The organism is Bradyrhizobium sp. 14AA, from assembly GCF_054185205.1.
On sequence record NZ_JAVAYM010000003.1, the window covers coordinates 109,662 to 123,473 of the forward strand.

The window sequence follows — 13,812 nt, forward strand, 5'->3', positions numbered from 1 at the left end:
GCTCATCCGGGCTACGCACCTTTGATGCCTCTCACGCGTTCCGCGCCATCAGCCCGCCGTCGACCGGGATCACCGCGCCGGTGAGGAACGACGCCGCCGGCAGGCACAGGCTCAGCGTCATGTGCGCGACCTCCTCGGGATCGCCGTAGCGACCGAGTGCGGTGCGGCGCCTGGCGTAGATGGTCTTGTGCTCCTCCGAGATGCGGTCGGTGATGGCGGTGCGGATCGGTCCCGGGCAGATGCAGTTGACGGTGATGCCCTCGCGGCCGAGCTCCACGGCGAGCGAGCGGGTGAGGCTCGCGACGCCGCCCTTCGCCGCCGAATAGGGGCTGTGCAACGCGGTGGCGCCGAGCGCCTCGGTCGAGGCGATGTTGACGATGCGCGGGCACTTCGACTTGCGCAAGTGAGGTAGCGCGGCGCGGATGATGCGCGGATGCGCCGTCAGCATCACGGCGAGGCCCCTGGCCCAGGCATCCTCATAGGAATCGTCGTCGATCGCGACGCGCACGGAGATCCCGGCATTGTTGACGATGATGTCGAGCCCGCCGAAATGCGCGGCAACATCACCAACGATACGCTTGATCTCGCCGCCGTCGGCGACGTCGAGCTTCCAGGCCTTCGCCGAACCGCCGCTTGCCGTGATCTCCTTGACGACCGCATGCGCGCCTTGCTCGTCGTAATCGGTGACGGCGACGTTCGCACCCTCGGCCGCGAACACGCGCGCGGTCGCGCGCCCCATGCCGTTGGCCGCGCCGGTGACGAGAACGGTCAGGCCTCTCACCGACCGGCTGAGCTGCTTGAACTCCGACATGCTGTTTCCTAGCGCCCTGCTTGTTCTTGTTATGATTGACAAGGCTGACATCGATCCGCAGACAGGTCAAACAAGCAAAACAAAAGGGGAGGCCGCGATGGCGAACGAGCTCGATTTCTCAGGCAGGCAGGTGCTGGTCGTCGGCGGTTCCAGCGGCATCGGCAACGGCATCGCGCAAGCCTTTCGCGCCAGGGGAGCGCACGTCGCAGTTTGCGGCACACGTGCTCACGCAACGGAATATTCGGCAGAGGAAGGCTCAGATCTCACCGGTCTTTCTTACGCGCAGCTCGATGTCGGCAACGCCGGTGCGATCGAAGCATTCAAGCCGTCGTTCGATCGGCTCGACGTGCTCGTGCTCGCGCAAGGCGCGGTGCTCTATCGCCGCGGCGAGTTCGAGATGAGCGGCTTCCGCAAGGTGGTCGAGGTCAATCTGATGAGCCTGATGGCCTGCGCCACGCGATTTCATTCCATGCTGCGGGATGCGCAGGGATCGCTGATCATGGTGTCCTCGACCGCGGCCTATCATTCCACCATGGGCAATCCCGCCTACAACGCCTCGAAGACCGGCGCGGTCGGATTGACGCGGACCTTGGGCGAGGCCTGGGCCGAGGACGGCATCCGCGTCAACGGCATCGCGCCCGGCCTCGTCGACACCAAGATGACGAAGGTGACGACCGACAATCCCAAGCGGCTCGAAGGTGCATTGTCGCGCATTCCGCTGCGGCGCCTGGGCACGCCGGCGGACATGGCGGGCGCGGCATTGTTCCTGGCCTCGCCGCTGTCGTCCTACATCATCGGACAGACGCTCGTCGTCGATGGCGGGCTGATCCTGTAGAGCGGGTGAGCGCAGCGATACCCGGGAACGGTGCAAGCAAAGTCCCGGATGTCGCGGAGCCTGTCATCGGACGGCGCTTCGCGCCGATCCGTTGGCTCATCCGGGCTTCGTACTACACTTTCGTCATGACAAGGAACTGCGCCGCGCCTGATCGGTTACTTCGGCTGACCACCGAGGAGGATCATCATGGATACGGATCGCATTGTTGGATCGGCCAAGGAATATGCCGGACGCGCGGAAGGCGCAGTCGGAGACATGGCAGGCGATGCCAAGACACAGGCGTCGGGCAAGGCGCGGGAAGCCGCGGGCACCGTGCAGAATCTCTACGGCCAGGCCAAGGACGCCGTACGTGATGCCGGCGAGACTGCAGCCGGCTACGCCAAGGATGCCTACGACAACAGTGGCGAGACTCTTCGCGATGGCACGCAGGCCTTGTCGAAGAAGGTGCAGGACAATCCGCTCGGCGCGCTGCTGATCGCCGGCGGCATCGGCTTCGCGCTCGCGCTTCTGATGTCGCGGCCCGCCCGTCGCCCGCCGCCGCGCTGGCGCTATTACGGCTAGCAGCCAACGCTCGATCGCTCGTGCCCCGGCCCAGCGTCGCATCACCAAGAGGTGCTGCGCCGCGTCCGGGACATGAGATCTCAACTTGAAAAAATTACCGAGCCATTTCCGCGGAGCGCCCGACATTGCCAGGCGGACGCGGGACTCCCGGATTGGGATTCGGATTGCGCGGCCCCGGCGCGGGCGTCATTTGACGCGGCGCTGGTTGCGGAGCGCCGAAGCCGAAGAAATCCCGGAATGACGGCGCGGCCTGTGCCGGCTGCTGCGGCACCGGCGGCTTTTTCGGTGCAAGCTTTGGCGGAGCGATCGCCGCGGCGGCGCCCGGCGAGCCGGAAGCAGCACCGCCGTCAGGCGTCGTCGCCGCAACAGGCGTATCGCCCTTGGCCTGCTCGCGGCCGACTTCGCGGCGCGGCCAGGCATAATCGTCGGCACGCCCGGCGGGCGCCGTCAGCGGTTCGCCCTTCACCATCGTCTTCGCGGCGAGCGCATCGACGGCGGCGGGACGCGAGCCCGGGCCGCCCAGCAATTGATCGGTCGAGATCGAGGCCGCAACCAGCGGCACGATCGGCCCGGCCAGCGGCCGCGGCGCGGGCTTGCCTGGCTCGGCGCTGGTATCGGGCGTCGCCGGTTCGCTCGGCAGCGCGATCGGGCCGGAGCGGCCCGCCAGCAGGCGCGTGATCTCGCGCTCGACATAGTGGGCGAGTTTTCGCGCGCCCGGTTTTGTGAAGTAGACGCCGTCACCGCTGCGAAGCTGGCGGATCTGGCCTTCGAAGTCCGGACCCTTCTGCAGGAAGCGGCCGGCTTCGTCGACAAAGCCGTCCCAGACATCGACATAGGTGATGCCGGCCTTGGCCGCGCCCTCGCGATAGAGCGAATCCAGGAATAGCATGTCCGCGGTGCCCTTGGGCCCGCGGATCGCGGGCAGGCCGACCCAAAGCACCGGCACGCCCTTGGATTTGAGGACGTTGGCGAGCTCCTCGATCTTCTTGCCGTAGAGCTCGACCCAGCGCTCGTCGCGGAATTCGTAGAGGCCGTTCGGGTTGCGCGCCGTCTTTTCCGGCGCGGCCGCAGGCGTGTCGGCATTGTCGGCATCATCCTGCGGCAGGTCCGCGTCGGCAGGCTTGTCGTCCGGCTTCGCGGCGGTGTCGCCGGGCTTGGCATCGCCGGGCTTCGCCGGCTGCTTGGCGCGCGCGCCCTTGTCGTTCTTCTTGTCCTTGTCCGTGGCCTTGTCCGACTTCTCGGCGACGGGCTCGCGGATCGCGATGCGGTCATTGAGGCCGAGCATGACGACGATGATTTCGGGCTTCTCGGTCTCGAGGATGCCCTTGGCAGCCGCCGCCCAGTCCGAAGGCTCGCCGCGCGGCTGGTACTTGATCAGGCCGGACGTGGTCTTGTGCTTGCGGATCACGCCCATGTCGGGCTGCTCGGCATAGGCATCTTCGAGGCCATAAGCGAGCCAGTCCGCCATGCCGTCGCCGATCACCAGCACGTTCTTGTCGGCGACGGTGTCGCGCTTGCTGGGTGCCGGCGCGCGCGAAAAGTCCTGGCGCGGCGCCTGCGGCTGTTGCTGCTGGAATGGCGCGAAGAAGTCACCGCCGAACCAGCCACCTCCTCCGCCTCCTCCGCCTTGACGCGGCGGCGGGGCCGAACGCTGCGGCGGACCGCCGAAGCCGGGGAAGTTGAAGAACTGCGCCGAGGCGGGCCCCGCGATCGACACCAGGATCGCAAGCGCCGTCCCCAGCGCGATCAACGGGCCGGTCTCGGTCAGCGCCTTGAAGAAGGACTTTGGCTTCGACATGCGATCTCGGGCACGCGCAATGGGAGCTGGGATGGTCTCAATATAATAACGGAATCGGGCGCCAAACGGGCAGATTCCATTGCAGATTTTCTACGGATTCTCGCGCCATACACCGGGGAACAGCCGCCCCCGTCAAGGCCGGCGGCCAAAATCCCTGTTCAGGGTTACTTTCGGCGCGATTTTACCGCCCGCGCAGCCGGTCCAGCACGTCGGAGGAGGCAAATCCGTCCGCGGGCACCCCGATCGAGGCCTGGAAGTTGCGGAGCGCTTCCCTTGTCTGGCCGCCGAACTGGCCGTCAGGGGTGCCCTTGTAGAAGCCGCGCTGGGCCAGCAGCTGCTGCAGTTCCAGCCGCTCGGTGCGGGACAGCTCCCGCTCCTGGCGCGGCCAGGGCTGCACGAAGGGCTGCCCCCCGCGCAGGCGGTCGGCGAAATGGCCGATCGCCAGCGCATAGGCCTCCGCCGGGTTGTATTTCATGATGACGCGGTAGTTCTGCAGCATCAGGAAGCCCGGTCCCTGCGCGCCGGCCGGCGCCAGCAGATAGGCTTTCTCGGCGGGATGCGAAAAGGGTTGGCTCGCCGGGCGCTTCAGCCCGAGCTTCTCCCACTGCGCGATCGTCATCGCCTTGGCGCGGTCGGCCAGCATGTAGTTGAAGCCTTGCGGCACCACGACCTCGAAGCCCCAGGTCTGGCCGGCCTGCCAGCCGTCCTTCTTCAGATTGTTGGCGGTGGAGGCGATCAGATCGGTGGGATTGTCGACGACGTCGCGCCGCCCGTCGCCGTCGCCGTCCACGGCAAAGCGCTTGAACGCGGTCGGCATGAACTGGGTCGGGCCGAAGGCGCCGGCCCAGGAGCCGCGCATCTGCTCCAGCCTGAGATCACCGCGGTTGAGGATCTCCAGCGCCGACAGAAACTCATCCTTGAAATAGGCCTGGCGGCGCCCGATGCAGGCGAGCGTCGCGGTCGATTGCAGCACGCTGCGGTCGCCCATCTGCGTCGAGTAGTTGGACTCGATGCCCCAGATCGAGGCGATGATATAGCGGTCGACGCCGGTGGCCTTTTCGGTGGCGTCGAACTGCGCCTTGTATTTGGCGAGCACCTCGCGGCCCTTGGCGAGGCGGTTGTCGTTCACGAGGATGTCGAGATAGTCCCAGATCGACTTTGTGAACTCGGGCTGCGAGTCCATCAGATCCATGATGCGCAGATCCGGCGAGAGCCCGGCCGTGAAGCGCTGAAAATTCTCCTGGGTGATGCCGCGCCGTGCGGCATCGGGCCACATCCCCGCGACACAATTGTTGAAATTGGAGGCCGCTTCGCGGATCGCGGCGGCCGTCATCAGCGGATGGCCGGAGGCGCCGTCCTCGCCGCTCCAGGGGAGGGCGCCGCCGGGGCCCGGCGCGGGTTGCGAGGGCGCAGGATTCGAACCGGAGAAAATGCCGCCGAACAGATTGGACAGGCCGTTCTGCGCCTGGGCGTGCGCGTGAACCGGCAGCAACAAGGCGGCCGCAATCATCGTTCCGCCGGTCACTAATCCAGCACGTTTTGCCAGCTCTGCCACTGATTGCATCATGTCCCACCCGTCGGCCTGAAATCCGCCATCAGGAGGCCTGGTACCGGTTGCCAATAGCCTAACAAAGGTGAAATTTTGGTGACGGCCTTTTTCTCAACTCCGTGAGGCCGAGGCCCCACATCCGCCTTTGTTAGCGGCTGCAAACAAGCTAGCAAGATGCCATTGCTCCCGTCACATGTGTCCTCAGGTATTCGATCAATCACATGAAAATTCGCAAAGCCGTATTCCCCGTCGCCGGTCTCGGCACCCGCGTCCTGCCCGCCACCAAGGCGATGCCGAAGGAAATGCTGACCATCGTCGACAAGCCGCTGATCCAGTACGTCTATGACGAGGCGAGGGAAGCCGGCATCGAGCATTTCATCTTCGTCACCGGCCGCAACAAGAACGTCATCGAAGATCATTTCGACCGGATGTTCGAGCTCGACGCGACGCTGGCTGCGCGCGGCAAGAAGGCCGAGCAGGAGATTTTGGCGCAGAACCAGCCCGAAGCCGGCGCTGTCAGCTTCACCCGCCAGCAGGCGCCGCTCGGCCTCGGTCACGCGGTCTGGTGCGCGCGCGACATCGTCGGCAACGAGCCGTTCGCGGTCGTGCTGCCCGACGAACTCGTGCTCAACACGCCCGGCTGTCTGAAGCAGATGATCGAGACCGCCAGCAAGCTCGGCGAAAAGTCCAACGTCATCGCGGTCGAGGCGGTGCCCGATCATCTCACCCACCAATACGGCATTTGCGGCGTCGGAAAGCGCAACGGCAAGATGTTCGAGGTCGACGGCATGGTCGAGAAGCCGGCCAAGGGCACCGCGCCCTCCAACCTCTCGATCACCGGCCGCTACATCCTGCAGCCGGAGATCTTCAAGATCCTGGAGACCCAGGAGCGCGGCGCTGGCGGCGAGATCCAGCTCACCGACGCCATGATCGGCCTCGCCAAATCGCAGAAATTCTACGGCGTCGAGTTCGAGGGCGAGCGCCATGATTGCGGCTCCAAGCCCGGCTTCCTCCGCGCCAACATCGCCTACGGCCTGAGGCGGCCGGAGCTGCGGGATGGCTTGATCGCGGAGATGAAGAAGTATCTGGGGCAGTAGGCCCCACTGTCGTCCTGGCGTAAGCCAGGACCCATACCGCGTGATATATCGATTGCGGTCGGTAGTTGTACCGAACTGCAAGTCTTCGCCAAACTGCTCCCTGGGGTAATGGGTCCTGGCTCCCGTGCGCAATTGCGTACTAGGCCAGGACGACGCCGAGTATTTGGCGCGCTGCTCGTTGTAATGACGGCGGTGCGCCGCCCCTCACGCCACCAGCGACAGCTTCGGGATGCTCGCAACCACGGACTGGTTGCGGCCGCCGGCTTTCGCGGCATAGAGCGCCTTGTCGGCGGCGGCGACCAGAATCGACCAGTCCATGCCGGCGGCGGGGACGAGGCTGGCGATGCCGCAGGAGACGGTCGAGCTCGTCTGGTCGTCCGACCAGCCCTGCACCTTGCCGCGGATCGCCTCGGCGATCCTGAAGGCATCGGCGGCGGCGGTGTCCGGCAGCAGCACGGCGAATTCCTCGCCGCCGTAGCGCGCGGCGCAATCGCCGGCGCGGCTCACCGAATCGGAAATGCAGATGGCGATGCCGACCAGCACCTGGTCGCCGGCCTGATGGCCGAACGTGTCGTTGTAGGCCTTGAAGTGATCGGCATCGATCATCAGGAGCGCCACCGGCGTCTTCTGGCGCATGGCGCGCCGCCATTCCACGTCGATGACGATATCGAACTTGCGGCGGTTCTTCAGGCCGGTGAGCGCGTCCGTCGTCGCCATCTCCTCGAGCTTGCGCTCCGCCTCGGCGCGCCGGCCGATCTCGCGCGCGAGCACGAGCGTCGATCCCAGCACGAACAGGGCGAGTGCCAGCACCACGGCGCCGATTCGATAGGCCTGCTTCCGCCAGAGCTCGAACACCGCGCTCAGCGGCTTGCCGGCCACGACGAACAGCGGATTGTTGCTGCTGCTGCGGACATACAGCCGCGGGGTCGTGTCGACCGGGCCCTTGCCGGCATAGGCGCCGCCGGCGCGCAAATTGTCCGGCTTCCAGTCCTGGCGCGTGCCCAGGTTCTTGCCGATCACGTCGAGGTCGAACGGCCGCCGCATCATGATGGTGCGGTCGCGCTTGAGCACGGTGATGGTGTCGTCAGGATCGAGATTCAGCCGCTCGAACAATTCGTGGAAATAGCTGAAGCGGATCGAGCCGGCGACGACGCCCATGAAGCCGCCGTCGGTGTCGCTGATGCGCCGGCTCAGCACGATCGAGTAGGCGCCGCGGAACAGCATGGGACGGCTGATGAAGAGCCCGACATAGGGATTGTCGCGATGGACCTTGAAGTAGTCCTCCTCGCTTCTGTTCTCTTGCACGGGATCGAGCGTGGAGGCATCGATCGTCAGCCTGCCCTCGGCATCGAACACCTGGATCGCGCCGAAATGCCTGGCCGTCATGGCATGGTCGAACAGGATCAGGTGGCGGATCGGCTTCGAGACAGTTGTCAGCTCCGGCAGCAGCATGCTGCTGGCGACCGCCTTCAGGGACAGGTCGTAGATCTCGATGTTGCGGCTGACGTCGGACTCGATGCTCGTCGCCAAATTCTCCAGCGTCTGGCGGGCGAGCGCCTCCTCGCCCCGGCGCATGTCGAGCATGACATTGACGCAAATGGCGGAAAAGCCGATCACCGTCACCACGGACGAGATGATCAGCAGCTTCGCCGAAATTCGCCACGGCCGGCGGGCCATGACTTCGCGCCATCCAGACAGCATCGTTTGCTCCCGATCCCTGATGGATGCGCCCGAATTCTTGAGTAGTGTTTAAGCCGGGACGGCGCTGCCGCAATGAGTTAAGAATTGGTTTATGCGACTGCCGGTTTTCGGCAGATTTGATCCGGTGAAGCCGGGCTTCGGACGAGAGGACGATTGTGAACGACTACGACGCGTTGCGCGACTATCTGATGCGGCAGAAGCAGGATGAATTCGTGCTGACCTTCGAGCAGATCGAGGAGGTCATCGGTGCGGCCTTGCCGCGCGCGGCCAACCGTGCCTCGTGGTGGGACAGCCTGCGCAGCCCCGACATCCAGATGCCGCAGCGCGAAGCCTGTCTCGCCGCGGGATTCGTGGCGACACGGATGCCGGACGGCGCGAGCGTGCGGTTCAGGAAGAAGAGCGAACGGCGGCGTTGATATCGGTGCGGTCCGTTCTTCCCCTCTCCCCTTGTGAGAGAGGGTGGCTCGCCGCGTAGCGGCGAGACGGGTGAGGGGTCTCTCTCCGCGCGCAACTTCGTGCATCTGAATTCGCCGATGCAGCCCCTCATCCGGCGCCATAGCCGATGCAAAGCATCGGCGTTCCTAAGAACGGCGGCCGAAGTCCGCCTACGCCACCTTCTCCCACAAGAGAAGGAAGAAGAGCGCTCAGCTCGCCGCTTCCAGCCGCACTTCCGTCAGCAGCCGCATCGCTGCGTCGGCGTCCATCGGCTCGCCGAAGGCAAAGCCCTGCGCGTATTCGCAGCCCATCTGGTAGAGCTCGACCGCGTCGGAATCGGTCTCGGCGCCTTCGGCTACCACGTCCATCCCGAGGTCGTGTGCGAGCGCGATGATCGACTTCAGGATCACCGGGCGGGTGCCGCGGTTGGTGGTGCGCACGAACGACTGGTCGATCTTGATGGTGTCGAACGGGAAGCGCTGCAGATAGGCCAGCGAGGAATGGCCGGTGCCGAAATCGTCGAGCGACAGGCCGGTGCCGAGCTCGCGGATCCGCGTCAGCATTTGCGCTGCGTGCTCCGGATTCTCCATCACCAGCGATTCCGTCAATTCCAGCTTCAGCGTGCCGCGCGCCACCGAGGAGCGCGACAGCACGGTGCGGATGTCGTGGATCAGGTCGTGGCGCAGCAATTGCCGCGACGACACGTTGACCGAAGCGAAGATCGGCTCGCGCGAGCGCATCGCGCGCTGCCAGATCGACAGTTGCTTGGCGGTCTGGTCGAGCACGAACATGCCGAGATCGACGATCAGCCCGGTTTCTTCGGCGATGGTGATGAATTCCGACGGCGCCATGCGCCCGAGCTTCGGGTGGTCCCAGCGCACCAGCGCCTCGAAGCCGGCGACCGAACGATCCTCCAGCCGCACGATCGGCTGGTACAGGATCGTCAGTTCCTGCCGCTCGATGGCGCGGCGCAATTCGCTCTCCAGCGTCAGGCGATCCGTCTTCCGCGCGCGCATCGCCGGCTTGTAGACGTCGATGCGGTCGCCGCCGATGCGCTTGGAGTGATACATCGCAAGCTCGGCGTCCTTGATGATCTCGTCCGTCAGCTGCGTCTGTGGATCGGAAAGGGCCAACCCGATCGAGGCTGTCAGGAATATCTCGCGGTCGTTGAAGGCGATCGGCGCGCGGATGGTCTTGCGGATGGTCTCGGCGAAGGCGGTGATGCGGGCGGGGTCCTGCTCGGACAGCAGGATCAGGCCGAACTGGTCGCCGGCGAGCCGCGCCAGCGTGTCCTGCGGCTTCAGGATGCGGGTGAGGCGGCGGGCCAGCGTCAGCAGGATGGAATCGCCGACCGCAATGCCGACGGAATCGTTGACCTGCTTGAAGCGGTCGAGGTCGATCACCATCAGCGTCGGCCGCAGCGTCGGCATGGATTTGGCGAAATGCGCGACCGCGCCGAGCCGGTCCATGAACAGTTTGCGGTTGGGCAGGCCGGTGAGGTTGTCATGCACGGAATCGTGCAGCAGGCGCTCCTCGGCGTTGCGCAGTTCGGTGACGTCGGTGAGCGTGCCGACCACGCGCGAGACCTCGCCGTCCGAGCCGACCACCGGGCGCGCCTTGAGCGCGAACCACATGAAATGGCCGTCCGGCGTGCGCAGCCGGAAATCCTGCACCAGGCGGCCGCGGCGCTGGTCGAGCACGCTGTCGAGCGCGGCGCGGAAACGGTCCTGGTCGAGCGGATGCAGCACTTCGAGCCACGAGGCTGCGGGCCCTTCGAGCGTGCCGCGCTTCAGGCCAAGCAGGGCTTCCGTCTCGGGGCTGGTAAAAACCTTGTCGGCGGAGACGTCCCAGTCCCAGATCAGATCGCCGGAGCCGGCCAGCGCCAGCGCCCGCCGCTCAATGTCGGAGACGACGCCGGTGGTGGCGCCGCCGCCGGCGAAGGCGTGCTGCATGACCGTGAAGCCGATCAGCATCACGATCAGCACGAGGCCGCCGAGCAGCGCCGGGCCGACGATGTCGTTGGTGACCGAGCCGGCGACCGTCATGCCGGCCGCGACCACCCAGACCACCAGGAGGAACCAGGTCGGGATCAGCAGCACGGCGCGGTCGAAGCCGTGGGTGGAGAGATAGACGATCAGTGCGAAGCCGGCGAAGGCGATCAGCACCAGCGAGATGCGCGCGATGCCGGAGGCAACGGCGGGATCGAACAGCGCGAGCGCGACGAGGGACCCGAGGAACGCCAGCCAGCCCACCGTGATGTGCGAATAGCGTACGTGCCATCGACTGAGGTTGAGATAGGCGAACAGGAACACCAGCAGCGTGGCCGCCAGGATCGCTTCGCCCGCCGCGCGCCAGATGCGCTCGGCGTTGTTCGACATGTCGAGCACCTTGCCCCAGAAGCCGAAATCGACGCCGATGTAGACCAGCACCGCCCAGGCCAGGGCCGCCGCCGCCGGGAACATGATGCTGCCCTTCACCACGAACAGAATGGTGAGAACGAGCGCCAGCAGCCCGGAGATGCCGATCACGATGCCCTGGTACAGCGTGAACGAATTGACCTTGTCCTTGTAGGCTTCCGGCTCCCACAGATAGAGCTGCGGCAGCTTGTCGGTGCGCAGTTCCGCGACGAAGGTGACGACGGCACCGGGGTCGAGCGTGACGCGGAACACGTCGGCGGTCGGGCTTTCCTGCCGCTCCGGCCGGTCGCCGGTCGAGGGCGTGATGGTCGCGATGCGCGAGAGGCCGAGGTCGGGCCACAACAGGCCCGAGGACACGATACGGTAATGCGGGGCGACGATCAGGCGGTCGAGCTGGTCGTCGGTGTTGTTGGCGAGCGCGAACACCACCCAGTTCTGGCCGCCCTCGCGGGCGCGCACCTCGATGCGGCGGACGATGCCGTCGGTGCCGGGCGCGGTGGAGACCTGGATGCGATCGGCGTCGCTGCGCTGATGATCGAGGACGCCGGTGAGGTCGATCGCGGGCGCGTCACCGCGGACGCTGACGGCATCGAGCGAGCGCGCCGGGGACGCGGCGACGAGAATCATGAGGCCCAGCGCGATGGGCGCGAGGCACCTGATCAGACGCAAGGCCAGTTCTCCGCGTTCGACGCAACTCAGTGTGCAAGACGTTTCTAAAAGACGATTTCACGCCGGACGCAACAGGTTCGGCGCGTCGCGATAGATGCCACGAAAGCGAGGAAAATCAAAGGGTTTCCGCTAACCCTGTGGGTCAGAGGCCTAGACCTCCAACACAATTTTGCCAATATGTGCCGAGGTCTCCATGCGCCGGTGCGCATCGGATGCCTTTTCCAGGGGGAAAGAGCTGTCCATCAGCGGTTTGACGCGGCCTTCGCGCAAAAGCGGCATCACTTTCGCCTCGATCGCGGCCACCATCGCCGCCTTGTCCGCATTACTACGGGGGCGCAGCGTCGAGCCGGTATGGGTCAGGCGCTTCACCATCACCTTGGCGATGTTGACGCTGACCTTGGGGCCGTTGAGGGTCGCGATCTGCACGATACGGCCGTCGACCGCGGCGGCGTCATAGTTGCGGTCGACATACTCGCCCGCGACCATGTCGAGGATCAGGTTGACGCCGGCCTTGTCGGTCTCTTCCTTGACCACGGCGACGAAGTCTTCGGTCTTGTAGTTGATGGCGCGGTCGGCACCGAGCTTGAGGCAGGCGTCGATCTTGTCCTGCGATCCCACGGTGACGAACACCTTCGCGCCGAATGCCTTCGCGAGCTGGATCGCCATGGTGCCGATGCCGGAGGAGCCGCCATGGATCAGCAGCGTCTCGCCGGCCTTCAGGCCGCCGCGCTCGAACACATTGTGCCAGACCGTCATCAGGGTTTCCGGCAGCGCGCCGGCTTCCTTGATCGACAGTGCCGGCGGCACGCTCATGGCCTGGGCGTCCTGGGCGATGCAGTACTGCGCGTAGCCGCCGCCGGCGACCAGCGACATCACCTTGTCGCCGATCTTGTGCCGCTTGGCGTTGCTGCCGACCGCGACCACTTCGCCTGCGATTTCGAGGCCGGGCAGGTCGCTGGCGCCGGGCGGCGGCGGATAGGCGCCGGAGCGCTGCGCCACGTCGGGCCGGTTGACGCCGGCAGCCATCACCTTGACCAGGATCTCGTCGGGGCCGGGCTGCGGAAGGCTGCGTTGTTCCGGCACCAGCACCTCCGGTCCGCCGGGCTTGGAGATGGCGACCACGGTCATTTGCGCGGGCAGCTTGTCCATGATGTGTCCTTGAGCAAAGGTGCGGGAGGAAACGAGGCCATTGCTTAGCCAGCGGGGTTCACGCTGGCAACCGCCTCGGCCGGGTGCTCTTGGTAACGTGTCCTGGGAACGCAGGAGGAACGAGAATGGCGACGGAAGACGACGACCGCCCGCGCAAGAAGATCACGCATGAAATCGGACAGGATCTCTCACTCTTGTCAGTGGAGGAGCTGACCGAGCGCGTCGCCCTGCTCAAGACTGAGATCGCAAGGCTGGAAGAAGCCGCCACCAAGAAACGCGCTTCGCGCGATGCGGCGAACAGTTTTTTCAAGTCGTAGGACGCGCGCCTGTCCTCGCGTGTCCCGGGCGCGCTGCGGCGCGTAAGCGCTGCCGCGCAGAACCGGGACCCACGTCTCTCCGAATTCCTCAGCCAAGGAACTGGGCCCCGGCTCGGCAGCGCGGCACTTCGTGCCGCACTGCGTTCGGGGCACGATGGTGGCTCGGCCTCTGGCCGACATGGCTAACGAACCCTCAAAAAATTCGCTCGTTTACGGTCGATTAAGCTTTCGGGTTTATGACTGGAACTGTCCTCGTTTGGACACCGAGTGGCTCCTGTCCACTCTGTTTGACGCCTCCCTGTTATCAACTTTCAAAGCCGCCGGTCTCCGGCGGCTCTTTTTTTGCGTCTATTCCCGGTTGAATTCCCGGGAATGACCCGCGGAAACCATATCCGCGCTTGTCACTGGACTCCGCGTCTCGCCCGCGCAATGATTTGTTCATCATAAGCCGGCGCCAAAGCCGGATAGGTAAA

11 protein-coding genes are annotated in these 13,812 nt (G+C 65.5%); 5 read left to right on the forward strand and 6 right to left on the reverse strand.

Annotated features, from left to right (window positions below; translation table 11 throughout):
- Positions 1-31 precede the first annotated feature (31 nt).
- Positions 32-811, reverse strand: coding sequence for an SDR family NAD(P)-dependent oxidoreductase (locus RAD15_RS08330; protein WP_458176261.1), 780 nt, complete (start codon positions 809-811; stop codon positions 32-34).
- A gap of 97 nt (positions 812-908) precedes the next feature.
- Here RAD15_RS08330 and RAD15_RS08335 point away from each other — a divergent pair, with 97 nt between their 5' ends.
- Both RAD15_RS08335 and RAD15_RS08340 read left to right on the forward strand, forming a co-directional pair.
- Positions 909-1,646, forward strand: a complete 738-nt coding sequence (locus RAD15_RS08335) for an SDR family NAD(P)-dependent oxidoreductase (RefSeq protein ID WP_458176263.1) — start codon at positions 909-911, stop codon at positions 1,644-1,646.
- 186 nt (positions 1,647-1,832) lie between these two features.
- Positions 1,833-2,207: a CsbD family protein gene (locus tag RAD15_RS08340; RefSeq protein ID WP_458176265.1), complete on the forward strand. Its 375-nt coding sequence runs from the start codon at positions 1,833-1,835 to the stop codon at positions 2,205-2,207.
- A 94-nt stretch (positions 2,208-2,301) separates the two neighbouring features.
- On the opposite strand, the gene RAD15_RS08345 is transcribed toward RAD15_RS08340, so the two are convergent.
- A complete protein-coding gene (locus tag RAD15_RS08345; RefSeq protein WP_458176267.1) occupies positions 2,302-4,005 on the reverse strand; it encodes a DUF459 domain-containing protein in 1,704 nt (567 codons plus the stop codon).
- Between the two features lie 181 nt (positions 4,006-4,186).
- Complete coding sequence (locus tag RAD15_RS08350) at positions 4,187-5,572, reverse strand: lytic murein transglycosylase (protein ID WP_458176269.1); 1,386 nt, start codon at positions 5,570-5,572, stop codon at positions 4,187-4,189.
- A 203-nt stretch (positions 5,573-5,775) separates the two neighbouring features.
- Here RAD15_RS08350 and galU point away from each other — a divergent pair, with 203 nt between their 5' ends.
- Positions 5,776-6,651, forward strand: a complete 876-nt coding sequence (galU, locus tag RAD15_RS08355) for a UTP--glucose-1-phosphate uridylyltransferase GalU (protein WP_458176271.1) — start codon at positions 5,776-5,778, stop codon at positions 6,649-6,651.
- 204 nt (positions 6,652-6,855) lie between these two features.
- On the opposite strand, the gene RAD15_RS08360 is transcribed toward galU, so the two are convergent.
- On the reverse strand, positions 6,856-8,352 hold the full coding sequence (locus RAD15_RS08360; RefSeq protein ID WP_458176273.1) for a sensor domain-containing diguanylate cyclase: 1,497 nt from the start codon (positions 8,350-8,352) through the stop codon (positions 6,856-6,858).
- 155 nt (positions 8,353-8,507) lie between these two features.
- Here RAD15_RS08360 and RAD15_RS08365 point away from each other — a divergent pair, with 155 nt between their 5' ends.
- Positions 8,508-8,768 carry a DUF7662 domain-containing protein gene (locus tag RAD15_RS08365; protein ID WP_458176275.1) on the forward strand — a complete coding sequence of 87 codons (261 nt, stop codon included), beginning with the start codon at positions 8,508-8,510 and terminating at the stop codon, positions 8,766-8,768.
- A 228-nt stretch (positions 8,769-8,996) separates the two neighbouring features.
- On the opposite strand, the gene RAD15_RS08370 is transcribed toward RAD15_RS08365, so the two are convergent.
- Together RAD15_RS08370 and RAD15_RS08375 are read right to left on the reverse strand one after the other, a co-directional pair.
- On the reverse strand, positions 8,997-11,873 hold the full coding sequence (locus RAD15_RS08370) for an EAL domain-containing protein (RefSeq protein ID WP_458176277.1): 2,877 nt from the start codon (positions 11,871-11,873) through the stop codon (positions 8,997-8,999).
- A 150-nt stretch (positions 11,874-12,023) separates the two neighbouring features.
- Positions 12,024-13,022: an NAD(P)H-quinone oxidoreductase gene (locus RAD15_RS08375; protein WP_458176279.1), complete on the reverse strand. Its 999-nt coding sequence runs from the start codon at positions 13,020-13,022 to the stop codon at positions 12,024-12,026.
- A 125-nt stretch (positions 13,023-13,147) separates the two neighbouring features.
- On the opposite strand from RAD15_RS08375, the gene RAD15_RS08380 reads away from it, so the two are divergent.
- Complete coding sequence (locus RAD15_RS08380; RefSeq protein WP_458176281.1) at positions 13,148-13,339, forward strand: DUF1192 domain-containing protein; 192 nt, start codon at positions 13,148-13,150, stop codon at positions 13,337-13,339.
- The last annotated feature ends 473 nt before the right edge of the window (positions 13,340-13,812 follow it).

Coding starts and splice junctions, on each gene's coding strand:
- RAD15_RS08345 (WP_458176267.1), bottom strand. CDS start 4,005: ATGTCGAAGCCAAAGTCCTTCTTCAAGGCGCTGACCGAGACCGGCCCG.
- RAD15_RS08360 (WP_458176273.1), bottom strand. CDS start 8,352: ATGCTGTCTGGATGGCGCGAAGTCATGGCCCGCCGGCCGTGGCGAATT.
- RAD15_RS08375 (WP_458176279.1), bottom strand. CDS start 13,022: ATGGACAAGCTGCCCGCGCAAATGACCGTGGTCGCCATCTCCAAGCCC.
- RAD15_RS08340 (WP_458176265.1), top strand. CDS start 1,833: ATGGATACGGATCGCATTGTTGGATCGGCCAAGGAATATGCCGGACGC.
- galU (WP_458176271.1), top strand. CDS start 5,776: ATGAAAATTCGCAAAGCCGTATTCCCCGTCGCCGGTCTCGGCACCCGC.
- RAD15_RS08380 (WP_458176281.1), top strand. CDS start 13,148: ATGGCGACGGAAGACGACGACCGCCCGCGCAAGAAGATCACGCATGAA.
- RAD15_RS08335 (WP_458176263.1), top strand. CDS start 909: ATGGCGAACGAGCTCGATTTCTCAGGCAGGCAGGTGCTGGTCGTCGGC.
- RAD15_RS08350 (WP_458176269.1), bottom strand. CDS start 5,572: ATGATGCAATCAGTGGCAGAGCTGGCAAAACGTGCTGGATTAGTGACC.
- RAD15_RS08330 (WP_458176261.1), bottom strand. CDS start 811: ATGTCGGAGTTCAAGCAGCTCAGCCGGTCGGTGAGAGGCCTGACCGTT.